This window comes from Microvirga massiliensis (assembly GCF_001006805.1).
In the GTDB taxonomy this organism is placed as follows: domain Bacteria; phylum Pseudomonadota; class Alphaproteobacteria; order Rhizobiales; family Beijerinckiaceae; genus Microvirga; species Microvirga massiliensis.
The window spans coordinates 153,424-177,005 of sequence record NZ_LN811355.1 but is presented as its reverse complement, the minus strand read 5'-3'; the positions used below and the strand labels follow the sequence as shown (position 1 = coordinate 177,005).

Genomic DNA, 23,582 nt, shown 5'->3' with positions numbered 1-23,582 from the left:
CTGCGAGTGTCCGACCTGGTCGGGCTGTTCAACCTGCTCGCCCCCTTCTTCGGGTTGATTGCCCTCGGTTTCTTTTGCGGACGCATGGTCAGGCGGCCCGAGGAAGGGCTTGCCTGGATGCAGTTCTTCCTGATCTACGTTTCGCTGCCCTGCCTCTTCTACCGCCTCATTGCGGACAAGCCGCTGGACCAGCTCACGAATTGGCCCTTCGTACTGGCCACCACCGCATGCACGTTCATCGCGTTCGTTCTGTCGTTCGGAGCCGGGATGTGGTACACGAGGTGGGACGTCCCGCAATCCGTGATGCAGGGCGTCGCCGGCTCCTACTCCAATATCGGGTATATGGGGCCGCCGCTGATCCTCTCGGCGCTCGGGCCAGCCGCCAGCGCCCCGGTAGCTCTCATCTTCGTTTTCGACAATCTCCTCCTGTTTTCCCTTGTGCCGCTCCTCATGGCCGTGGCCGGGGTCGAACGTCACTCGCTTTCGGCAACGGTGCGAGGCATCGTGTGGAAGGTCGTCACCCACCCGTTCAACATTGCCACGGTCGCCGGACTGGCTGCAGCAGCCCTGCAATTGCGGCTCCCTCAGGCCCTCGACCGGATGGTCGACTGGCTCTCCAATGCCGCTGCGCCCTGCGCCCTCTTCCTTCTCGGAGTCACGGTGGCTCTGCGGCCCATGGCCCGCATCCCCGGCGAGGTCCCGGCGCTCGTCGTGATCAAGCTCGTTCTGCACCCGATCCTGGTCTGGGTCGCCCTGTCCGCGATCGGTGACTTCGGGGCGACATGGACCTATGCGGCCGTGGTCATGGCAGCGCTGCCGCCAGCCTTGAACATTTTCGTCATTGCAACGCAGTATAATGTGGGCGTCGAGCGCGCCTCGGCCTGCGTCCTCATAGGCACGGTCGTTTCGACAGTGACGCTGACGACCTTTCTATATCTGATCCGTACCGACCGGTTTCCCTACGATCTCTTTCCCGGATGACACATCCATGCCGTTGCCACTCGAAGGGATCACGGTTCTCGATTTCTCCACGCTTCTCCCGGGTCCCCTCGCGACGTTGATGCTCGCGGAAGCGGGAGCCGATGTGATCAAGATCGAGCGTCCGGGCGGCGAGGACATGCGCCGGTTCCCGCCCGATCATGACGGTGTTTCCGCACCATTCACCGTCCTGAACGCAGGAAAGTCGAGCCTCGTGCTCGACCTCAAGAATGAGGATGCTCGCCGCCGGCTGCGCCCGCTGATCGAGCGTGCCGACATTCTCGTCGAGCAGTTTCGTCCGGGCGTCATGGAGCGTCTCGGGTTGGGCTACGACGCGGTCCACATCATCAATCCCAGGCTTATCTACTGCTCGATTTCAGGATACGGACAGGCTGGGCCACGAGCCGCCGAGGCAGGCCACGACATCAACTATCAGGCGACCACGGGCCTTCTTTCGCTCGCGCCCGCGATGCCGGCGGCTCTCGTCGCGGATATCGCGGGCGGGGCGATGCCCGCGGTGATGAACATTCTCCTCGCCTTGCGGCAGCGTGATCTCACCGGAGAGGGCGGGCGGATCGACATCGCCATGGCCGACGCGATGTTCACCTTCGCGTGGTTCGCGCTTGCGGAGGGGCGAGCGACCGGGCAGATGCCCGGACCCTGGCAGAACATGCTTGCCGGGGGCAATCCGCGCTATGGTCTTTACCAGACGGCCGATCACCGGTTCGTCGCCCTCGGCGCTCTCGAGGAGAAGTTCTGGGCGAATTTCTGCAACCTGATCGCCCTGGATGAGCGTCTGAGGGACGATTCGAGGGATCCCGAGGCAACTCGGAAGGCGATCGGGGCGGCCATTCGAGCCGAAACGGCGGATACGTGGCGACGGCGTCTGGCTGTCGTCGATTGCTGCGCAACGGTCGTCGAATCCCTGGCGGATGCCGTCGACGACCCACATTTCCGCGGTCGGGGACTGTTCGACTTCAAGGCCGGAAAGCCGGGATCGGAGATTCCGCTGGCGGCTCTCCCGCTCGATCCTTCGCTCCGACGCGGATCGGATATCCTGCGACACGTTCACGAAGCAGGCGAGGTCGATCTGACTGCAGCAGCCCGGCGATCGGGCCAAGAGGCCTGATCAGGCGGGTCCGACGGGCCTCATCAGGCGTGGCAAACCGCGAGACGGCCCGATTCCTTCTCGCATGGCCGCCCGGCGCAGGGGGCCGACACCGGCAAGCATCAGCAGGCCGGCTCCGCGAGCGAGATCCAGCGGCAAAAGGCCGGACAGCAGGGTGCGATTGAGGCTGTCGACGGCATTCGTGCGCAGCGCGACGTCGACGGTGCGGCCCCGGCGGTAGGTGGACAGGGCGGGTTCGCTGCCCGGGGCGTGGCCAGCCGCTCCCGCATCCATGACCGCGTCCCGGAGCGCCGCGACATCGCGGAAACCCAGGTTCAACCCTTGCGCGCCAATGGGCGGGAAGACGTGCGCGGCCTCGCCGACGAGCGCGAGAGCCGGCGCGGTGAACTGATCGACGGACAACCCGGTCATCGGGACGACGCCACGGGGCCCGTCGATCTGCATCTTTCCGAGCATGGATTGCGCCTGCTTCTCGACGGCAAGTGCGAGCTTTTCGTCCGGCAGTTCGGCGAGACGGCCCGCCTCCTCGGGCGAGGTAACCCAGACAAGGCTCGAGCGCCTGCCGGGGAGCGGGACGAGCGTGAAGGGACCGCGCCTCGTGTGGAACTCGGTCGAGGCCTGACGGTGCGAGTGATCATGGGCGAGGATCGTCGTCAGGGCCTTTTGCGGGTATGACCAGTGACGGGCCTGAATTCCCGCGGCTTCGCGCAGCTTCGATCGACGCCCGTCGGCTGCGACCACCAGAGCTGCATCGATCTTCGTGCCGTCCGCGAGTGCAACGCGGGCCCCTGAGGCCGTCGGTTCGTAGGAAACGGCCGGGCTCGTGAGACATGCGAGGTTCTCCGCCCGAGCTGCCGCTGATCCCAGGCGCCCGACGAGTGTCGCATTCTCGACGTTCCATCCGAAGGCCGTGAGCCCGATCTCGGTCGATCGAAAGGCGACGGGAGGTGGCCTGAACAGGCTGCCGGTGTCATCGATGAGGCGCATCGTCTCCAAAGGTGCAGCGTCGGGCTCGATTTCGGGCCAGACGCCGAGCGCCTCGAGAAAGCGAACGGAGCCTGCAAGAAGTGCAACCGTTCTCCCGTCCCGTGCCATGGAGGCCTCGCCGACCAGGATCGTCTCGAACCCGTCCCGTGCGAATGCCAGGGCCGCGGCAAGGCCGGCCGCGCCCGCTCCGACCACGACAATTTCAGAGGAATGCTGCACTCGGGTCTCCGGAGAGTGAAGGAGGCACGGACCTGTGACCGTTGCGACGTTCAGGACATACTCGACAAGCCTTTCGGCACGATGCAAGTGCGCGTGATCGGGAGTTTCCACGGACAGGTCGGCACAGGGGTTTATGCCTCGACCACGCACAGTAAACGAGAGAACCACCATTGCGGAGGCATCAGGGCCATTTCTATGATGCGGGATGGAAGGAGTAGATCCATGTCGAAAGCGATCCGGGTTCATGCCCATGGCGGGCCGGAGGTCATGATCCTCGAGGATGTCGCAACGCCGGAACCCGGGCCGGGGCAGGTTCTCGTGCGCCATCGCGCGGTCGGCGTGAACTATATCGACACCTACTTCCGCACCGGCGCCTATCCGGTCGCGTCTCTGCCTTTTACACCGGGCAACGAAGGAGCCGGTGAGATCGTCTCGGTCGGGGAGGGGGTCGTCTCCTTCAAGCCCGGCGATCACGTCGCCTATGTGGCGGGTCCGGGCAGCTATGCGGAGGAACGCATCGTCGATGCGAAATTCGTCGTCTCGCTGCCCGATGACATCCCCTATGAGACCGCGGCAGCGATGATGCTAAAGGGCCTGACAGCGCAGTATCTCCTGCGTCGCACCTTCAAGGTCGAGCCCGGGCACACCATCCTCGTCCATGCGGCGGCGGGAGGGGTCGGACTGATCCTGTGCCAGTGGGCGAAGGCGCTCGGCTGCACGGTGATTGGGACCGTCGGCTCTCGCGACAAGGAAAAGCTCGCACGAGAAAATGGCTGCGATCACGCAATTCGCTACCGGGAGGAGGATTTCGCGACCCGTGTCAAGGAGATAACCGGCAACGCCTTGTGCGAGGTCGTCTACGATGGCGTCGGCCGGGCGACCTTCCCGGCGTCGCTCGACTGCCTGAAACCGTTTGGCATGTTCGCCAGCTTCGGCTCGGCCTCGGGAGCGATCGAAGCTTTCGACATCGGTCTTCTGGCCCGCAAGGGCTCCCTCTACGCCACGCGACCGACGCTCTTCACGCATATCGCGGACCGCGACGTGCTCGTTGCAATGGCCGATGATCTCTTTGCCGTCGTGCGGAGCGGACAGGTCAAGATCCCGGTTCATTCCCGCCTTCCGCTGGCGAGCGCAGCGGAAGCGCACCGGGCGCTCGAGGGGCGGGCGACGACCGGTGCAACCGTGCTGCTTCCTTGAGCAGTCCCGGCAGGTCGAGTTCCTCGCGGTGAGCGACCACATCGTCGAATTGCGCGGGATCACCAAACGTTACGGTGATCTCCTCGCCAACGATTCAGTCGATCTCGCCATGTCGAGCGGGGAGATTCACGCTCTCCTCGGCGAGAATGGTGCCGGCAAGTCGACCCTCGTGAAGATACTTTATGGCGTGATCGAACCCACGGCCGGCGAGATCGTGTGGAAGGGCCGGCCGGTCATTCTGGAATCCCCGGTCGATGCCCGCGCTCTCGGAATCGGAATGGTGTTCCAGCACTTTTCCCTGTTCGAGGATCTGACGGTCGCGGAGAACGTCGCCGTCGCTCTGCCCCACATGAGCTTCCCGGAGGTTCGAAAGAGGCTCGAAGGCGTAAGCCGGGAGTTCGGATTCGCGCTCGATCCGGATCGAGCCGTCTGGACGCTTTCCGCAGGCGAGCGGCAGAGGATCGAGATCGTCAGGTGCCTGCTTCAGGAGCCCAAGCTCCTGATCCTCGACGAGCCCACCTCGGTGCTCACGCCGCAGGAGGCGGAAACCCTGTTCGTCACGCTGGAGCGGCTGTCCGCGGCTGGATGCGCGATCCTCTACATTTCGCACAAGCTGGAGGAGGTCCGCCGCCTCTGCCGCAGCGCAACGATCCTCCGCAACGGCCGGGTCGTTGCAACTCTCGATCCACGGCAGCGAAGCGCTCGCGAAATCGCCGCCCTGATGGTCGGAACACAGGTCGAGACGGTCATCACGGAAGAGGCTCTCGCGGATCGCGAGCCTGTGCTGCAGGTCGCGAACCTGAACATGCTGCCTGAAGAGGTGCACGGTCGTGCCCTGTCGACCATCACGTTCGATGTTCGAGCCGGTGAGATCTTCGGGATCGCGGGCATCGCCGGGAACGGCCAGCCGGAGCTCTTCGCCGCTCTGTCGGGTGAGCGGCTCGCACCACGGCCCGACGCAATCCGCATCGCGGGACAGGCTTGCGGGACGTCCGGAATCGATGCCCGACGCCGGCGCTCAGCCGGATTCGTGCCAGAAGAGCGTCTGGGCCATGCGGCGGCGCCGACCCACACGCTGAGTGAGAATGCGCTGCTGTCTCATCATGCCACGAGCCCACTGATCCGCGGCGGCATGATCATCGCCGAGGCGACCCGGCGTCTGGCGCGCGACATCATCAAGGCCTTCGACGTACGCGCACCTGAGGGCGATCCGGAGGCACGAATGCTCTCCGGGGGCAACCTGCAGAAATTCGTGATCGGGCGAGAGATCATTCGCCAGCCGAAGCTGCTCGTGGTCGATCAGCCGACCTGGGGAGTCGATGCGGGAGCCGCACAAATCATTCGTCGAGCCCTGGTCGACCTTGCGCGCCGGGGGAGTGCGATTCTGGTGATCAGCCAGGATCTGGACGAGTTGCTCGAACTCACCGATAGGCTCGCCGTGATCCGGGACGGCTCTCTGACACCGGCACGGCCGCGCAGTGCCTGGACCCGGGAGGAGATCGGTCTCGCGATGCTGGGCGTCCGCCCCGTCGGCCAGAGTGAAGTTGTGCATGCGAGTTGAACTCGTCCCTCGCGCAGAACCGTCCGGAGTCGCGCGCGCCCTGGCGCCGGTCGCGGCGTTTCTGACGGCATTCGTGATTGCAGGTGTCGTAATCGCGCTGCTCGGGCAGTCGCCGCTTGCGGCCTTCGATGTCTACGTCGTGCAGCCGCTGGGCGATCCATGGGCGCTTCAGGAGCTGCTCGTGAAGGCAACGCCACTCGCTTTGATCGCGATCGGCCTCTCCTATTGTTTTCGCGCCAACCTCTGGAACATCGGTGCTGAAGGGCAATTCGTGATGGGTGCCGTTTTCGGCAGCTGGCTCGCGCTTGCGACCCATGGCGCCGAAGCTGGGAGCTGGCTTCTGCCGACCATGCTCGTGCTAGGAGCCCTCGGAGGCATGCTCTACGGCCTCCTACCAGCCTTTCTCAGAACGAAGTTCGGTGCGAATGAAATTCTCACGAGCCTGATGCTCGTCTACGTAGCTCAGCTCATCCTTGACTATCTCGTTCGTGGCCCCTGGAGAGATCCGAAGGGATTCAACTTCCCTCAATCGGTGACGTTCGACCCGGCCGCGACCCTGCCTCCGATCGTCGAAGCAAGCCGCGTGCATCTCGGCGCTCTGTTTGCCCTGGTCGCAGTCCTTGCAAGCCTCCTAGTGTTCTCCCGTACGCTGTTCGGATATCGGTTGCGGCTGACCGGCGATGCGCCTCGCGCTGCGCGGTTTGCGGGCTTCAACGAACGCAACACGACGCTTCTGACCTTTGCGATTTCCGGAGCACTCGCGGGTCTCGCCGGGATCATCGAGGTCTCGGGTCAAATCGGACAGCTGCAGCCGTCCATTTCACCCGGTTACGGGTTTACGGCGATCACGGTTGCGTTCCTGGGACGCCTCAATCCTGTCGGCATCCTGGCCGCCTCGCTCGTCGTGGCACTGACGGTGATCGGCGGCGAGAGCGCCCAGATCCTCCTGAAGCTGCCGTTGGACCTCACACAGGCCTTTCAGGGCATTCTCTTGCTCTGTGTTCTCGGGGCGGATGCTCTCGTGACTTACAAAATTCGGCTGGTGCGACCGAGGGCTGCTCGATGACCACGTTCGAGGCCATTCTCCTCACCGTGATCACCGCATCGACTCCACTCCTCCTCGCTGCTCTCGGAGAGCTCGTTTCCGAGCGATCGGGCGTTCTCAACCTCGGGGTGGAAGGCATGATGGCGATGGGCGCCGCGTGCAGCTTCGCCGTTGCGGTGACCCTGGATTCGACCGTACTCGGCGTCCTCGCCGGCATGGTCGCCGGGATCCTCATGGCGGCTCTGTTCGCCTTTGCGGTTCTAGGGCTTGCTGCCAATCAGGTCGGGTCCGGCCTCGCCCTGACGATCCTTGGCGTGGGAGCCGCCGGCCTGATCGGGGCTCCCTTCGTGGGCGCCCGGCGCGATCCGGTGTCCCATGTCGCAATACCCTGGCTCAGCGAGCTCCCGGCAGTCGGCCGGATTCTTTTCGCGCAGGATCTGTTCGTCTACGGCTCCATCGCCTTGACGGTCAGCGTCGCTTTCTTTCTTGCCCGATCGCGAAAGGGACTGACGCTTCGAGCGATCGGGGAAAATCACACATCCGCACACGCCCTAGGTCTCCCGGTCCTGAAGACCCGCGTTCTGGCCGTGCTCTTCGGGGGAGCCTGTGCGGGGCTCGCCGGCGCCTATCTGTCGCTCGTCTACACACGCTTCTGGGCGCCAGGCATGACGGCAGGCCGGGGATGGATCGCCGTCGCTCTCGTCGTGTTTGCAGCCTGGCGGCCGGGGTGGGCCCTGGTTGGAGCCTACATCTTCGGGGCCGCAACGGTCCTGCAGCTTCACGCACAGGCGGGACAGTTCGGTATTCCCGCACAAGCGCTCTCGGCACTGCCCTATGTCGCCACCATCCTTGCGTTGTTGCTCCTCTCGATGCGGGCCGGACGAAGCATCGGCGCTCCGGGCTCGCTCGGACAACCATTCGTTCCCGACCGCTGACCGGAGCATGCCGGATTGCGGGCGGCGCGAAACCCTGACACGAATACCCGTCCTCGGACCAACGGAGTTCTCATGATTACACGCAGACTGGCCGGCATCCTCGCAGGGGCCGTAGCCCTTGGGATGGTTTCCGGCGGAGCCATGGCCCAGCAGAAGCTGAAAGTAGGCTTCATCTATGTCGGGCCGGTGGGTGATTACGGTTGGAGCTACCAGCACGATGTCGGGCGCAAGGCGATCGAAAAGGAGTTCGGGGACCGCGTCGAGACGACATATGTCGAAAGCGTGCCCGAGGCCGATTCCGAGCGTGCCATCGAGCAACTCGCACGAACCGGCCATGGGCTGATCTTCACCACTTCCTTCGGGTTCATGGAGCCTACGCTCAGGGTTGCCAAGAAATATCCGAAAGTGAAGTTCGAGCACGCGACGGGCTTCAAGCGCGCCCCGAACCTTTCGACCTACGCCGCGAAGTTCCACGAGGGACGCTACATCATCGGCCGGATTGCCGGGAAAATGACGAAGACCGGCACGATCGGATATGTCGGCGCGTTTCCGATCCCGGAAGTCGTCTCCGGAATCAATTCCTATTTCCTCGGCGCGCAATCCGTGAACCCGGACGTGAAGATCAAAGTCGTCTGGGTGAATTCGTGGTACGATCCCGCGAAGGAAACCGATGCCGCAAAGGCGTTGCTCGACCAGGGAGTCGATGTGCTGGCGCAGCACACCGACAGCCCGGCGCCGCTCCAGACGGCCGAGGCTCGCGGGAAGGTCGGCTTCGGCCAAGCGTCCGATATGGAGCGATTCGCGCCCAAGGCCCAGCTGACGGCCATCGTGGACAATTGGTCGGATTATTATATCGCCCGGACGAAAGCAGTGCTCGACGGGACCTGGAAGTCCGAGGACACCTGGGGCGGGCTCGCGGCCCACATGGTCGTGATGTCACCCTACAAAAACATGCCCGACGACGTGAAGACGATGGCCGAAGAGACCGAGGCGGCGATCAAGTCGGGCAGCCTGAATCCGTTCAAGTGCCCTATCGTGAAGCAGGACGGCAGCACCGTGGAGTGCAAGGGCAACGGAGCCCTGTCCGACGAGCAGATCCTCGGGATGAACTTCTACGTGAAGGGCATCGACGACAAGCTGCCCCAGTAATGCAAGCCCGGGAGCCGCTCGCCTGATCGGCTCCCGCAATCCATCGGGTCAGACGGCGATGCCGTGCAGGTCGTACTCGTCCGCGCGCTCGACCTTGACCGTGACGATGTCTCCGGCCCGCAGAGGGCGTCGCGAGGCGACGTAGACGCTTCCATCGATCTCGGGAGCGTCGTAGCGGCTCCGCCCCTTTGCGACCGTCGCGCCCGGTTCGTCGATGATGACCGGCAGGCGCTTGCCGACCTTGCCGCGGAGAATGCGGGCGCTGACGTCGCGCTGGGTCTTCATGAATCGGTGCCAGCGCTCGTCCTTCACTTCGGGCGGAACCGGGTCTGGCAGTTCGTTGGCCTTGGCGCCCTTTACGGGCTCGTAGCGGAAGCAGCCGACCCGATCGAGCTTCGCTTCCCTGAGCCAGTCGAGCAGGATCGTGAAGTCATCCTCGGTCTCGCCCGGAAAGCCCACGATGAAGGTCGATCGAATGGCGAGATCTGGACAGATCTCACGCCATCTCCGAATCCGCTCGAGCGGTTTTTCCTGATGGGCCGGGCGGCGCATGGCCTTCAGCACGGTCGGAGAGGCGTGCTGGAAGGGGATGTCCAGATACGGGAGGATCCTGCCCTCTGCCATGAGCGGAATCACCTCGTCCACGTGCGGGTAGGGATAGACGTAGTGGAGGCGGATCCAGACTCCGAGCTCACCGAGTTCCCGTGCGAGGTCGAGGAAGCGCGTCCTGACTTCCCGGTCCTGCCAGAGACTCGGCTGGTATTTGAGGTCGAGTCCATAGGCGCTCGTATCCTGCGAGATGACCAGGATTTCCTTGACGCCCGCCTTGGCAAGACGTTCGGCTTCGCGCAGGACATCGCCAATGGGCCGGCTGACGAGGTCTCCTCGCAACTGAGGAATGATGCAGAACGAGCACCGGTTCTGGCACCCTTCGGAGATCTTAAGGTAGGCGTAGTGCCGGGGCGTCAGCTTGATGCCCTGCGGCGGAACGAGATCCAGATACTCGTTCGGCACGGGAGGCGCCGCCTCGTGGACGGCGGCCATGACGCTCTCATATTGCTGCGGCCCGGTGATCGCGAGAAGATTTGGGAACCGCTCGGTAATCTCGCCTGGTTCCGCGCCCATGCAGCCCGTAACGATGACTTTGCCGTTCTCGGCCATGGCATCGCCGATCGCCTGCAGGGACTCTGCCTTGGCGCTGTCCAGGAACCCACAGGTATTGACGATCACGAGATCGGCTCCATCGTGACGCCGGGCGAGTTCGTACCCCTCCGATCGCAGCTGCGTGATGATCCGCTCGGAGTCGACCAAGGCTTTTGGACAGCCGAGAGAGACGAAAGAGATTTTCGGCGCAGGAGCGTTCATGAATTTTCCAAAGGAAGTGGAGCGCTACTTGGCCATGCGAGCCATTGCCGGGTGAGCCACGAAAGAGCCTGCGCCCGCACGCATATAGACGACGGAAGGTGCGAAATTCAAGAAAACGCCTGAGCGTCCGACGGGAGCACGAATTGGGTTGGTGTGGGATCGGCCGCCAGTCTCAAGGGAACCGCCAAGGCTGAACTGCGTTCGATTGTCGCTTGTAGCAAGGAGTCTCACCATGCATTCGATCGTGAAACCGTTCGCCATTGTGGCTCTGGTCGCCCTTCCGGTTGCTGCCTGCAATACCGCGGGGACGACCGCCGGCGCCGCAGGCGGGGCAGTAGCCGGCGCGGTCGTTGGCGGCCCGGTCGGGGCTGTCGTCGGTGGTGCCGCGGGCGCTGCCGTCGGAAGCGCCCTCACACCTGACGAAACAGTTCGGGTTCGGCAATACGTCTATTCGAATCCCCGTCCGTCGGTGCGGGTTCGTGAGCAAGTTGTCGTCGGAACGCCGTTGCCGTCCCGCGTCCGGCTTTACGAAGTGCCGGAGAACGTTGGTGTCCGCACGACCTACCGTTACACGGTCGTGAATGACACGCCGGTGCTGGTCGATCCTAATACGCGGACTATCGTGCAGGTCATCGAGTAAGCCGAGGGGCGGCTGGAAGCCGCCCTTTCCCACTTTCCCCTCGGGATGCCGGATGGAGAGATGGCCTCGAGCCACTGCGCCTTAATCTTTCCATGGTGGGCGTAGCAGTGAGCGAATAGCCGGTCCTCGCTTTGCGATCTGGCCGAGCCTCCGAGCGACCTTGGGGAATATGCTATGATGATCAACAGGCGAGGGCTCCTGAAGGCGCTCGCATTCGGTCTTGTGCCGAGTGGCTTCCCGAAAGCATCGGCGCAGGGCTCGGATCAGTGGTATTTGTTGTCCGGTGACGACGGCAAGCCGCTTCCCAATGTGCGACTGCCCGTCGAGCTCACCTCGGAGGTTGATGAGCTGTCGGGCGCGATCTGGGTGGGCTCGGACCGGCGCGACTACACCATCGTCGAGTTCTTCGACTACAACTGTCCCTTCTGCCGTCGCGCCGCTTCCGACATTCACGCCCTGGCCGAGGCGACGCCCGAGCTTCGCGTCGGCCTCGTGAACAATCCCATTCTTTCCTCGGCTTCAATGGAGGCTGCAAGAATCGAGGCCGCGATCCTTCGACTGAGAGGAGCGCAGGCCGCCTACGCCTTTCACCGCCGCCTCTTCGATCGGCGGGGAACGATCAACCGGGCGAAGGCGCTCGATGTCGCCGAAAGGATGGGCCTCACTCCGGCCGAACTCGGCCGGCACCTGGAGAGCCCTGAGATCCAGGGAATGCTCGATCGGCAGGTCAGCCTCGCGGCCTCGCTCGGCTTTGCCGCAACGCCGTCCTTCCTCATTGCCGGGACAGGGGTTCTCGGTTATCCGGGGCCCCGTGCCCTCGGACAGCTGGTTCGTTCTCTGGAGGAATGCGCAGAAGTCGTCTGCCCTTGAGGCCGCGGGTCGATCCCGCCTCCCGGCCGTTTGAATCGCAGGCGGGCCGCATCCCGGTTCAGTACATCCGCTTGCATTTCGGGCGGTTTTCTGCCTATACGCGCGGCATCCCACACGCGGAGTCTGCCTCATGCCCAAATGAGGTGTCCCGGTGGCCGGCTGGTCCGGTCCACTGCTCCGCGGCGGCTTAACCGGAGACATATCATGGCGCTTCCCGATTTCTCGATGCGTCAGCTGCTGGAAGCTGGCGCCCACTTTGGCCATCAATCCCACCGCTGGAACCCGAAGATGTCGCAGTTCATCTTCGGCACGCGCAACAACATCCACATCATCGATCTCGCGCAGACGGTTCCGATGATGCACCGCGCGCTCCAGGCCGTCAGCGATACCGTGGCGAATGGCGGTCGTGTGCTGTTCGTCGGAACGAAGCGGCAGGCCTCGGACTCCGTCGCCGACGCAGCAAAGCGCTCGGCGCAGTATTACGTGAATTCCCGCTGGCTCGGCGGCATGCTCACCAACTGGAAGACGATCTCGGGCTCGATCTCGCGTCTCCGCAAGGTGGATGAGATCCTCGCCGGCGGCGGTCAGGGGCTGACGAAGAAAGAGCGGCTCATGCTGGCCCGCGAGAAGGAGAAGCTCGAGCGGGCTCTCGGCGGCATCAAGGACATGGGGGGCATTCCCGATCTTCTGTTCGTGATCGACACCAACAAAGAGCAGCTTGCCGTGAAGGAGGCTCAGCGCCTCGGCATCCCGGTGGCGGCAATCGTCGACACGAACTGCGACCCGGACGGCATCACCTATCCCGTTCCGGCCAATGATGACGCCGGTCGTGCGATCAACCTCTACTGTGACCTGATCGCTCGTGCTGCCATCGACGGGATCTCCCGTGGACAGGGCGCCCTCGGAATCGACGTCGGCGCCTCCGAGAACCCAATGATGGAGGAGCTGCCGGCGAACGACGCCGGCGTGCCCGAGCAGACGGAGCAGTTCGAGCTGCTCGCGGCTCCTCGTGGCGCACCGGACGATTTGACGAAGCTGAACGGAGTCGGCCCTCAGCTCGAGAAGAAGCTGAACGAGGCCGGAATCTTCCACTATTGGCAGCTCGGCGCCATGCAGCCGGCTGACATCGCGAAGCTGGACAGCGACCTGAAGCTGAATGGCCGCATTGAGCGTGATGGCTGGGTTGCCCAGTCGCGGGCTCTGATCGAGGCAGCCTGACGCGGCCGCTGGGCGCCACGCCCCGACGTGGCGCAACTCCTGCGTAACTCAGCCCGGCGTTCCCATGAGCGCCGGGCTCCCTATGTCTGAAGGATTGAAAGGACGAGCCATGGCGAACATCTCCGCTTCGATGGTGAAGGAGCTGCGCGACAAGACTGGCGCCGGCATGATGGACTGCAAGACCGCTCTGAACGAGACGGGCGGCGATGTTGAAGCGGCAGTAGACTGGCTGCGGAAGAAGGGCCTCTCCAAGGCTGCCAAGAAGGCGGGCAGGGTGGCCGCCGAAGGTTTGGTCGCCGTCGAGTCGTCGGGCCATACCGCGACCATCGTCGAGGTCAACTCGGAAACCGATTTCGTCGCGCGCAACGACCAGTTCCAAGCATTCGCGCGCGAGGCTGCCAAGATCGCGCTCATGGGCAATGGCACCCTCGAAAACCTCGAGGCCGCGCGATTCCCGGGCTCCGAACTGACCGTCAAGGACCGGCTGCAGGAACTGATCGCGACGATCGGTGAGAACATGACGATCCGTCGGGTCGCCAAGATCGAGGTATCGAAGGGCGTCATCGCGACATACGTCCATAACGCAGTCTCGGAAGGGCTCGGAAAGATCGGCGTCCTCGTCGCCCTCGAGTCCGAGGGTGACGTGGAGACGCTCTCTGCCATCGGGCGCCAGATTGCGATGCACGTAGCAGCGACGAGCCCGCTGGCGCTCGACTCCGCCGGTCTCGATCCGAATACCGTCGAGCGTGAATCCGCAATCCTGCGCGAGAAGAACGCCGGCAAGCCGGACCACGTCCTCCAGAAAATCGTCGAGAGCGGCCTGAAGACATACTACAAGGAGGTGACTCTCCTGGAGCAGTCCTTCGTGATCGATCCGTCCAAGTCGGTCAGCCAAGCCTTGAAAGAGGCGGAGGCGAAGGTCGGCAAGCCGGTCGTCCTCAAGAATTTCGTTCGTTTTGCCCTTGGCGAGGGCGTCGAGAAGGAAGAAGCGGCCGATTTCGCTGCAGAGGTTGCTGCAGCGGCAGGAGCGAAAGCCTGACCACCCTGACCAAAAGGAAGCGGCGGCCGAGTGCCGCCGTTTTTGTGACAGAGTTGGAGAAGGGCAAAGGCAATGGCGCATTCCTATCGCCGGATTCTCGTCAAGCTTTCGGGTGAGGCCCTGATGGCTCCAGACGGGTACTGGCTACACCCGCAGACATTGGCTCAACTCGCAGAGGACCTCGCCCGCGCAACCCGTGGTGGATTCGAGATCGCCCTCGTAATCGGCGGTGGCAACATCATCCGCGGGGCCCGCATGAGCGCTGCCGGCTGGATAGATCGTCCGACGGCCGATTCCATGGGAATGCTCGCCACGGTCATGAATTCCCTTGCGCTCGAGACTGCCCTGAACGCGGCAGGGGTTTCGGCCCGGACCATGTCGGCAGTCTCGATGCCGACGATCTGCGAGACCTACGCGCGCCAGCCGGCCCTCCATCACCTCGACAAGGGTCAGGTGCTGGTCCTTGCCGGTGGGACCGGAAACCCGTTCTTTACGACGGATACATCGGCTGTGCTCCGCGCTGCGGAACTGCACTGCCATGCCGTCCTGAAGGCAACCCAGGTCGATGGTGTGTACTCGGCCGATCCCAAGACAAACCCCGAGGCCATACGCTACGACCACATCACCCACGACGAGGCGATCGCCCGGGACCTCAAGATCATGGATACGGCCGCCTTCGCCCTGGCGCGGGAGAGCCGCCTGCCGGTCATCGTCGGGTGCGTTCATGCCCCGAGCTCGATCACCGCAATTCTGGAAGGGACGGCGCCATCCACGTTGGTCGCCCCTTGAAGGCATGGCTTCGTGGGCGTAAGGCCTCGAATGGGCTCGTGTGAGGGACAAAGAAATGGCTGTAACGACCTTTGATCTCGCGGACGTGAAGCGTCGGATGCAAGGCGCCATAGCTGCTTTCAAGCACGACCTTGGAACGCTGCGCACGGGGAGGGCTTCGCCCACTCTGCTCGATCCCTTGCGGGTCGATGCCTATGGCTCGCATGTCCCGATCACACAGGTCGCGAACGTGAACGTGCCCGAGCCGCGCCTCTTGAGCGTTCAGGTCTGGGACCGCAACATGGTGGCGGCTGTCGAGAAGGCCATCCGCGAGTCCGATCTCGGCCTCAACCCGCAGACGGAAGGACAGGTCATTCGTCTCCGCATCCCCGAGATGACGGAGCAGCGCCGGAAGGAGATGGTCAAGGTCGCCCATAAATATGCCGAGGAAGCGCGCATCGCAGTGCGCCACGTCCGGCGCGATGGACTCGATCTACTCAAGAAGCTCGAAAAGGATCACGCCATCAGCCAGGACGACGAGAAGCGGCAGAGCGAGCAGGTCCAGAAGGCTACCGACCAGGCGATTGCAGACATCGACCAGGTGCTCGCCGCCAAAGAAAAAGAAATCATGCAGGTCTGACGACCGGCACCACCCGAGAGGTCGCCGATGATGGCCGGCGAACGGAACATCGCCCCCCTGTCCGACAACATCGACTTCGCTCCGGAGGTCGTGCCGACCCATGTCGCCATCATCATGGATGGGAACGGCCGATGGGCGGCCCGGCGTGGGCTGCCTCGCATCGAAGGGCATCGCAGAGGAATCGAGGCGGTACGGCGGGCCGTGCGGGCGGCGGGCGATCTTGGGCTGAAGTACCTGACGCTCTACAGCTTTTCATCCGAGAACTGGAGGCGGCCGGCACAGGAGGTGGCCGACCTCATGGGCCTCCTCAAGCGCTTCATCCGGCACGATCTGGCGGAACTGCATGCGAGCGGGGTCAAGGTTCGGATAATCGGCGACCGGAACGGCCTTGCATCCGATATCCGCGCTCTCATCGAAGAGGCAGAGAATCTGACCCGCGCCAATACGGCTCTCAACCTGACTGTCGCGTTCAACTATGGCGGACGGCAGGAGATCCTGCGCGCCGTTCAGATCCTTGCGGAGAAAGTTAAGGCGGGCAGCTTGCAGCCTGCCGACATCGACGTGGAAGTCTTCGAGAAGGCTTTGGACACGAGCGGGATCCCGGATCCCGACCTAGTCATCAGGACGTCCGGCGAGCAAAGGGTGTCGAACTTCCTCACTTGGCAGACGGCCTATTCGGAATTCGTGTTCCTGCCGGATTTCTGGCCTGACTTCGACCTCGTGAGCTTCCAGGCGGCCATTCGAGAGTTCGGTCGTAGAGACCGGCGATTCGGCGGGCTCAGTCCGCGGGTCGGGTAAGATGACACAGCGCCGGGAGAAGCCGGCCGGTCCCTTCCCTTTGCCTCGGCTTTCAGGTGAACTCGCGACCCGGATCCTATCGGCATTGCTGCTCGCGCTCCTCGCGCTCGGGGCGGCTTACCTCGGCGGTCCCATTCTGGCCCTGTTCTGGCTCGTGGCGGGGTTCGCCGTCCTCGTCGAATGGCTCACCATCGCGAGGGTCGAGCCCAGGCGAGTTCTCATATGGCTCCTCGGCGCAGCTCTCGCTCTCCTGACCGTTGTCGGTATGGCTTCTGCCGGAGCGGGCCCGGCACTTCTCGTGGTTGCGGCAGCATTGACCGGATGTCTTTTTCTCGGCCGCAGTGGCCGAGATCGCGCCTGGGCTGCAGCCGGTTTCGGCTACGCGGCAGTAATTTCGCTCGTTCCGCCAGCTATCCGGTATCAGCCTGACACCGGCCTGACCTGGCTTCTCTGGATGTTCGCTATCGTCTGGACCACCGATGTCGCGGCCTATTTTGCCGGTCGCCGGTTCGGTGGCCCGAAGCTCTGGGGGCGCATCAGCCCAAAGAAGACGTGGTCCGGCTTCGCCGGAGGCTTGCTTGGGGGAACTCTCGCGGGATGCGCGGTTATCCAGCTGGCGCTCGGTGAATGGGATGACCGGCCAGGCCTCGCAGCGGTCGCAGCGGTTTCCGCACTTGCATCCGTGGCGAGTCAGCTCGGAGATCTCGCGGAGTCGGCCCTGAAGCGTCAGTTCGAGGTAAAGGATTCCGGGCACATCATTCCCGGGCATGGTGGGGTCATGGACCGGGTCGACGGGTTTTGGGCAGTTGCGGCGCTTGCGGGCCTGTGGCTGCTGTTTACATAGCTGATGCCGAGACAGCCGCGAGTGAAGATGCCGGGAGACCGCTCAGGGGAGCATCATAGAGTCACCATCCTGGGAGCGACGGGCTCGATCGGGCGTTCAGCGGCCGACGTCCTGGGTGCGGAGCCCGATCGGTTCCAGGTCGAGGCAGTCGTGGGAGGGCATGACGCTGGAGCTCTCGCACGCGTCGCACGACAACTGAATGCTCGCTTTGCTGCCCTTGCGGATCCATCTCGCCTGGCAGAGCTCAAACTGGAACTCTCCGGATCCGGTGTCATGTGCGGGGCCGGGAGCTGCGCCCTGGAGGAAGCGGTCGCCCGCGACACCGATATCGTGATCGCCGGGATCAGCGGCACTGCTGGGCTTCGACCGACCCATGCTGCCTTGAGGCCGAGCCGGCGGATCGCCCTTGCCAACAAGGAAAGCCTGGTCTGCGCGGGGCGTGTCTTCATGGAGGACGCGCGTCGGATAGGGGCCGACATCTACGCGGTCGACTCGGAGCACAATGCGCTCGATCAGGCACTCGCTGCCGGCAGCATCGGCGACGTGGCCTCGGCCGTGCTGACGGCCTCAGGCGGACCCTTCCGGACCTGGAGCCGGGATCGGCTCCATAAGGCAACGCCCGAGCAGGCGGCTGCGCATCCCGTCTGGTCGATGGGAGCGAAGATCAATATTGATTCCGCGACCCTGATGAACAAAGGCCTTGAGCTGATCGAGGCTCATCATCTCTTCGGGATCGACTCACGGCGCCTTGAGGTTCTGGTCCACCCGGAATCGATCGTTCACGGCTTGGTGCAGTGGGTCGATGGATCCGTCACGGCAGGGCTGGCGGTGCCGGACATGAGGATTCCGATCGCGAATGCCCTGAGGGGCAGCAGGCGTCTTACCCGGGCCGGATCCGGCCTAGATCTTGCCGCTATCGGGCGTTTAACCTTTGAAAACGTTGACGAGGATAGATTTCCCTGTCTTCGGCTCGCGCGCTCGGCGCTAGAGGCGGGCGGTGCAGCGCCAACCGTCCTGAACGCGGCGAATGAGGTGGCTGTAGACGCCTTCATGGCAGGGCAAATCGGTTTTTACGGGATACCAGCGCTTGTCGATACGGTCTGCTCCCAAATGAGCGCCATAAGCGAACCCGGCTCAGTGGACGAGGCGCTAATGATCGATGCGGAGGCGCGAGCCCTGTCTCAAGAGCGCCTTCCCAGGATAGTGGCTGCCCAATGAGGTGCGGCCGGAAGGAAACATCATGAACTTGATCGAAGCCCTCGGGAGCATGACAGGCTCGCTGGCTCTGACCTTGGTCTCCTTTCTGGGGGTCCTTCTGGTCGTCGTCTTCGTCCACGAGTTCGGGCACTTCTGGGTCGGCCGCCGGCTCGGCGTCGGCGTGCAGGCCTTCTCCATCGGGTTCGGCCCCGAGCTTTACGGCTGGACGGATCGGAGCGGCACGCGGTGGAAGCTCTGTGCCATCCCGCTCGGCGGATATGTCAAGTTCGTCGGAGACGCGAGTGCCGCCAGTACACCGGATCGCGCCGCTTTGGACCAATTCTCCGAGGCGGAGCGGGCCATCAGTTTTCCACACCAAACAGTCTGGAAGCGGGCTGCCATCGTCGCAGCGGGACCGATCGCCAATTTCATCCTGGCGATCGCCGTTTTCGCAGGACTCAATTATGTCAACGGTCGCCAGGTCCTGGATCCGCGCGTCGACGTCGTGCAGGCAGGCTCTGCGGCCGAGAGGGCTGGCTTCCAGCCGAACGACCTGATCGTTTCAATCGACGGGCGGCAGATCGAAAGCTTCTCCGATATGCAGCGGATCGTCAGCGCGAGCGCGGGCGAGGCGCTGACGATCGTAGTCCAGCGCGGATCGGAGACCATCACGCTCCAGGCGACGCCGGATCTCAAGGAGCAGACGACCCCGTTCGGTAAGCAGCGGATCGGACTCCTTGGCCTGCAGGCATCCCGCAATCCCGAGGACATTAGGCGGGTCGACTATACCGCGATCGGAGCCCTCACATCCGGCTTTTCGGAGACGTGGTACGTCGTCGATCGCACCTTCGACTACATCGGGAAGCTCATCACTGGCCGTGAGTCGACCGATCAACTGTCCGGGCCGATCCGGATCGCACAGGTATCGGGTCAGGTTGCCAGCCTGGGTGGCTTGGCAGGCCTCGTCAATCTAATCGCCGTCCTGTCGGTCTCCATCGGATTGATCAACCTGTTTCCGGTTCCGCTCCTTGATGGCGGGCACCTTCTCTTCTACGCGATCGAGGCCGGCCGTGGGCGTCCCCTGAGTGAACGAGCACAGGAAATCGGATTCCGGATCGGCTTTGCGATCGTCGTTCTCCTGATGCTCTTCGCCACTTGGAACGATATTGTTCACCTTGGCGCAACATTCTCGAGCCGCGGGACGTGACACGGACGCCACGCCCACGGAAAATGCTCCGGTGGTGGGACGGCTGACGTTTGCATCGGAAGCCAAACTTTGTATCAAGCGGAGCGGAGCCAAGGGGGAGTCGATCGACTTCGCCAGGGGTCCGGTGCGTTGTAAAACAAAGTAGAACGAGACGGGCCAGTTGATGACATCGACGACGAAGCGCCGGCGGAGATCGGCGGGACCGACATTTGTAGCGATGAGCGCATTGTTGGTGGGTCTCGTGGCTGCCGAGAGCGCGGCTGCCCAGCAGGTAGTCGTGCGGGGCAACAGCCGCGTCGATAGCGAGACGATCCGCTCGTACATCACCCCCGGCTCCCTTGAGGAATCCCGTCGCAATCTCCTCGCGACGGGGATGTTTTCCTCCGTCCAGGTCGCTCGCCGTGGCTCTCAGGTGGTTGTTACCGTCGCCGAGAATCAGACGATCAATCGCGTCGTGTTCGAGGGCAACAGCAAGGTCGAACGCGGGCTTCTCGAGTCCGAGGTCCAGACCCGGGCTCGCGGCACCTACAACCAAGCTGTCGTGGATGCCGACGTCCAGCGTATCCTCGAGCTCTACCGCCGCACGGGGCGCGGCCTCGCCCAGGTGACCCCTCGGGTCGTCGATCTTCCGAACGGGAGGATCGACGTGGTCTTCAATATCGTCGAGGGCGAGAAGACCGGCGTGAAGGAAATCCGGTTCGAAGGAAATCAGGCCTTCTCGGCCAGCCGCCTGCGCAGCGTGATGACAACGACCGAGACGAATATCCTGAGCTTCCTGAAGTCCACGGACGTCTACGATCCGGATCGGCTCGTTGCCGACCAGGAGCTGATCCGCCGCTACTATCTCAAGAACGGATATGCGGATTTCCGCATCGTTTCGACGGACGTCCAGTTTGATCCTGCCCGCGGCGGCTACGTCATCACGATCGCAGTGGATGAGGGCCAGCAATACCGGATCGGGGAGGTGACCCTCGATTCCCGCATCCCCGACATTGACCCGGAAGCCCTGCGCCGCCAGATCGCTACGTCGACCGGCGAGATCTACAATGCCGAGGCAGTCGAGCGTTCACTCCAGAACGTGACCACCGAGGTCTCCCGGCGTGGCTACGCGTTTGCCCAGGTACGCCCGATCGGTGCGCGCGACGCGGCAACCCAGACCGTCAATCTCGGCTACGTGGTCGAGGAAGGGCCGCGGGTTTACATCGAGCGCCTGAACATTCGCGGCAACACCCGCACGCGCGACTACGTCATTCGCCGGGAGTTCGATGTCGGCGAGGGTGACGCCTACAACAAAGTCCTGATGGACCGCGCCGAGCGGCGCTTGAACAATCTGGGATATTTCAAGCGCGTGCGCATCACGAACGAGCCCGGCAGTGCGCCGGATCGGATCGTCGTCAACGTGGATGTCGAGGATCAGGCTACTGGCTCATTCTCGATTGCCGGCGGCTATTCGACGGCCGACGGGTTCATCGGCGAGGTTTCGGTCAGCGAATCGAACTTCCTTGGTCGCGGCCAGTTCGTGCGCTTGGCGGGCCAGTACGGCCAGCGGACGCAGGGTATCGATTTCTCCTTCACCGAGCCGTATTTCCTCGGCTATCGCCTCGCAGCCGGCATCGACCTGTTCTCGAAGTACAGCGATCAGACGGAATTTTCGCGGTTCGAGAACCGCCTGACCGGTGGTCAGCTGCGGCTTGGCCTGCCGGTGACCGAGGAGTTCGGCGTCACGCTGCGCTATTCGCTCTACCAGCAGGATCTCGAGATCCCGAACACCGTCAAGTATCCCTATAACGACTGCTCGGTCCCGATCCCGGGCTACACACAGCTTGCGGGCGGTGGGACCGCAACCGGCGCTACGGGCCAACAGGCATCCCGGATTTTCTGCGAGGGCAATGGCGAGGCGTCGCTCGCGATCAAGGAATCGGAAGGCGAGACACTGACGTCGCTCGCGGGCGTCACGCTTAACTACAATACGCTCGACAACGTGAAGAAGCCGCGAAGCGGAATCTACGCGGAGGCCAAGCTGGACGTGGCCGGGCTCGGCGGCGACTCCCGGTTCTTCCGCGCCACGGCCGATGCGCGCTATTATCACGAGATCTTCGAGGACATCGTCGGAATCGCGCGCGTCCAAGGCGGCAACATCGTGGGGCTTGGAGACGATCTCCGGATCGTCGATCAATTCTTCCTGGGTCCGTCGCTCGTGCGCGGCTTCGCGTCCAATGGCATCGGTCCGAGGGATATCTCGACGCTCGACAGCCGCTCGAACGCTGTCGGCGGTACCACGTATTTCGGCGGGACCCTGGAGGTTCAGTTCCCGATTTTCGGACTGCCACGTGAACTCGGCCTGCGGGGCGCAGTGTTCGCGGATGCAGGCACGCTGTTCGGCTATGAGGGCCCGACCAGCTTCGACGTGAACCGGAACGGCTTGTTTGAAGGCTTTGCCCCCGGATGCACCGTCCCGGCTGCCCGCGACGTGCAGGCGGAGTGCATTCTCGTGCGCGATACCCACGACATTCGCTCATCCGTTGGTGCATCAGTCCTCTGGGATTCACCGCTCGGGCCCATTCGTTTCGACTATGCTTTTGCGCTCACGAAGGACGAAGGCATCTTCATTGATGGCGTTGGCAAGGTCGGCGGCGATCGCGTCCAAGCCTTCCGCTTCTCGGGGGGAACCCGGTTCTAACAATTTCGGGCGCCCTATGCGGGCGCCCCATCATCATGATCGATACGAGCTATTTTCCGCTGGAGCGCAGTCTTCGGCTCTCTGACGTTGCTGGGCTCGCCGGGGCACCATTACCGGCTGAGGCCGACCCTGATCTCGCGCTCTCCGGTGTTGCCCCACTCGAGACCGCGGGACCTGGCGATCTCGCGTATATGGACAATGTCGTGTATGTCGGCGCCCTCGCCGAGACACGTGCGGCTGCCTGTCTGGTGTCGTCGCGATTTGCGTCACGCGTCCCCCGCGGAACCATCGCCCTGGTCACGCCCCAGCCATATCGGGTCTTCGCGCAGGCTCTGGGTTTGTTCTATCCGGTCGCGCTCCGTCCCGGCTCGTCGTTCGGAGCTACGGGCGTCTCGCCTGGTTCCTTCGTGCATCCGACGGCCCGGCTCGAGCATGGTGTCACCATCGACCCCGGCGGGGTCGTCGGCCCGGGAGCCGAGGTCGGTTCCGGCACCGTGATTGGTGCGCACAGCGTCGTTGGTCCTCATGTGAAGATCGGTCGCGATTGCTCGATCGGCGCCAATGTCACGATCTCGCATGCCTATGTCGGCAACCGCGTGATCCTTCACCCGGGCATTCGCATCGGGCAGGACGGGTTCGGCTTCGCGATGGGCCCGCAAGGCCATCTCAAGGTTCCGCAGGTCGGCCGGGTCATTATCCAAGACGATGTCGAGGTGGGGGCGAACACCACGATCGACCGCGGCGCGAGCCGCGATACCGTGATTGGCGAGGGGACCAAGATCGATAACATGGTCCAGATCGGTCATAACGTTGTCATCGGCCGCCACTGCATCATCGTCTCGCAGGTGGGAATTGCCGGGTCCAGCACCCTTGAGGACTTCGTTGCTCTCGGCGGCCAAGTCGGGGTGAAGGGGCATGTCAGGATCGGAGCGGGCGCGCAGATCGCTGCGACGAGCGCCGTCAATGGCGACGTGCCGCCCGGGGCGCGCTGGGGCGGTGCTCCAGCCAAGCCGATGCGCGACTGGTTCAGAGAGATCACGGCGCTGAAAAAGCTTGCATCGAAGGGCGATCTCGCGAAAGACGACTCGGAACCGGCCTGAGGCCGACCCGCACGAT

General features: G+C 63.6%; 21 protein-coding genes. 19 read left to right on the top strand and 2 right to left on the bottom strand.

All coding sequences use genetic code 11. From position 1 onward, the window contains the following. Positions 1-6 precede the first annotated feature (6 nt). Both BN1233_RS19215 and BN1233_RS19210 read left to right on the top strand, forming a co-directional pair. The gene (locus BN1233_RS19215; RefSeq protein WP_244470625.1) at positions 7-981 is read left to right on the top strand and encodes an AEC family transporter; all 975 of its coding nucleotides are present in this window, start codon (positions 7-9) and stop codon (positions 979-981) included. 7 nt (positions 982-988) lie between these two features. Next, positions 989-2,107: a CaiB/BaiF CoA transferase family protein gene (locus BN1233_RS19210; protein ID WP_046865216.1), complete on the top strand. Its 1,119-nt coding sequence runs from the start codon at positions 989-991 to the stop codon at positions 2,105-2,107. On the opposite strand, the gene BN1233_RS19205 is transcribed toward BN1233_RS19210, so the two are convergent. After that, positions 2,108-3,313 carry a UbiH/UbiF family hydroxylase gene (locus tag BN1233_RS19205; protein ID WP_046865215.1) on the bottom strand — a complete coding sequence of 402 codons (1,206 nt, stop codon included), beginning with the start codon at positions 3,311-3,313 and terminating at the stop codon, positions 2,108-2,110. Between the two features lie 222 nt (positions 3,314-3,535). Here BN1233_RS19205 and BN1233_RS19200 point away from each other — a divergent pair, with 222 nt between their 5' ends. The 5 genes from BN1233_RS19200 to BN1233_RS19180 all read left to right on the top strand — a co-directional run bounded on the left by BN1233_RS19200 (position 3,536) and on the right by BN1233_RS19180 (position 9,200). Then, positions 3,536-4,510 carry a quinone oxidoreductase family protein gene (locus BN1233_RS19200; protein ID WP_046865214.1) on the top strand — a complete coding sequence of 325 codons (975 nt, stop codon included), beginning with the start codon at positions 3,536-3,538 and terminating at the stop codon, positions 4,508-4,510. 28 nt (positions 4,511-4,538) lie between these two features. Next, positions 4,539-6,071, top strand: coding sequence for an ABC transporter ATP-binding protein (locus BN1233_RS19195; protein WP_046865463.1), 1,533 nt, complete (start codon positions 4,539-4,541; stop codon positions 6,069-6,071). Continuing rightward, the gene (locus tag BN1233_RS19190) at positions 6,061-7,137 is read left to right on the top strand and encodes an ABC transporter permease (protein WP_046865213.1); all 1,077 of its coding nucleotides are present in this window, start codon (positions 6,061-6,063) and stop codon (positions 7,135-7,137) included. The genes BN1233_RS19195 and BN1233_RS19190 overlap by 11 nt, the downstream gene beginning before the upstream one ends. Next, positions 7,134-8,051, top strand: a complete 918-nt coding sequence (locus BN1233_RS19185; protein ID WP_046865212.1) for an ABC transporter permease — start codon at positions 7,134-7,136, stop codon at positions 8,049-8,051. Before BN1233_RS19190 ends, BN1233_RS19185 begins: the two co-directional genes overlap by 4 nt. A 72-nt stretch (positions 8,052-8,123) precedes the next feature. Continuing rightward, on the top strand, positions 8,124-9,200 hold the full coding sequence (locus tag BN1233_RS19180; protein ID WP_046865211.1) for a BMP family ABC transporter substrate-binding protein: 1,077 nt from the start codon (positions 8,124-8,126) through the stop codon (positions 9,198-9,200). Between the two features lie 48 nt (positions 9,201-9,248). On the opposite strand, the gene rimO is transcribed toward BN1233_RS19180, so the two are convergent. Then, on the bottom strand, positions 9,249-10,565 hold the full coding sequence (gene rimO, locus BN1233_RS19175) for a 30S ribosomal protein S12 methylthiotransferase RimO (RefSeq protein WP_046865210.1): 1,317 nt from the start codon (positions 10,563-10,565) through the stop codon (positions 9,249-9,251). A 232-nt stretch (positions 10,566-10,797) separates the two neighbouring features. On the opposite strand from rimO, the gene BN1233_RS19170 reads away from it, so the two are divergent. The 12 genes from BN1233_RS19170 to lpxD all read left to right on the top strand — a co-directional run bounded on the left by BN1233_RS19170 (position 10,798) and on the right by lpxD (position 23,566). Continuing rightward, complete coding sequence (locus BN1233_RS19170; RefSeq protein ID WP_046865209.1) at positions 10,798-11,205, top strand: DUF1236 domain-containing protein; 408 nt, start codon at positions 10,798-10,800, stop codon at positions 11,203-11,205. Between the two features lie 174 nt (positions 11,206-11,379). After that, entirely contained in the window at positions 11,380-12,075 is a 696-nt protein-coding gene (locus tag BN1233_RS19165; RefSeq protein WP_046865208.1) for a DsbA family protein, read from the top strand. A 204-nt stretch (positions 12,076-12,279) separates the two neighbouring features. Then, positions 12,280-13,293 carry a 30S ribosomal protein S2 gene (locus BN1233_RS19160; protein WP_046865207.1) on the top strand — a complete coding sequence of 338 codons (1,014 nt, stop codon included), beginning with the start codon at positions 12,280-12,282 and terminating at the stop codon, positions 13,291-13,293. 109 nt (positions 13,294-13,402) lie between these two features. Further along, complete coding sequence (gene tsf / locus BN1233_RS19155; protein ID WP_046865206.1) at positions 13,403-14,332, top strand: translation elongation factor Ts; 930 nt, start codon at positions 13,403-13,405, stop codon at positions 14,330-14,332. A gap of 72 nt (positions 14,333-14,404) precedes the next feature. Further along, complete coding sequence (gene pyrH, locus BN1233_RS19150) at positions 14,405-15,121, top strand: UMP kinase (protein ID WP_046865205.1); 717 nt, start codon at positions 14,405-14,407, stop codon at positions 15,119-15,121. Between the two features lie 55 nt (positions 15,122-15,176). Next, positions 15,177-15,740 (top strand): ribosome recycling factor, encoded by a 564-nt coding sequence (gene frr / locus BN1233_RS19145; protein WP_046865204.1) that lies wholly within the window; start codon positions 15,177-15,179, stop codon positions 15,738-15,740. A gap of 30 nt (positions 15,741-15,770) precedes the next feature. Then, the gene (locus BN1233_RS19140) at positions 15,771-16,538 is read left to right on the top strand and encodes an isoprenyl transferase (RefSeq protein ID WP_046865462.1); all 768 of its coding nucleotides are present in this window, start codon (positions 15,771-15,773) and stop codon (positions 16,536-16,538) included. Position 16,539: 1 nt separating this feature from the next. Continuing rightward, entirely contained in the window at positions 16,540-17,382 is an 843-nt protein-coding gene (locus BN1233_RS19135) for a phosphatidate cytidylyltransferase (protein ID WP_046865203.1), read from the top strand. Between the two features lie 27 nt (positions 17,383-17,409). After that, on the top strand, positions 17,410-18,600 hold the full coding sequence (gene dxr / locus BN1233_RS19130) for a 1-deoxy-D-xylulose-5-phosphate reductoisomerase (RefSeq protein ID WP_046865461.1): 1,191 nt from the start codon (positions 17,410-17,412) through the stop codon (positions 18,598-18,600). Positions 18,601-18,622: 22 nt separating this feature from the next. Beyond that, on the top strand, positions 18,623-19,786 hold the full coding sequence (gene rseP, locus BN1233_RS19125; protein ID WP_046865460.1) for an RIP metalloprotease RseP: 1,164 nt from the start codon (positions 18,623-18,625) through the stop codon (positions 19,784-19,786). 160 nt (positions 19,787-19,946) lie between these two features. Next, positions 19,947-22,466, top strand: a complete 2,520-nt coding sequence (gene bamA, locus BN1233_RS19120) for an outer membrane protein assembly factor BamA (RefSeq protein WP_046865202.1) — start codon at positions 19,947-19,949, stop codon at positions 22,464-22,466. Positions 22,467-22,501: 35 nt separating this feature from the next. Then, positions 22,502-23,566 carry a UDP-3-O-(3-hydroxymyristoyl)glucosamine N-acyltransferase gene (gene lpxD / locus BN1233_RS19115; protein WP_046865201.1) on the top strand — a complete coding sequence of 355 codons (1,065 nt, stop codon included), beginning with the start codon at positions 22,502-22,504 and terminating at the stop codon, positions 23,564-23,566. Positions 23,567-23,582: the final 16 nt, after the last annotated feature.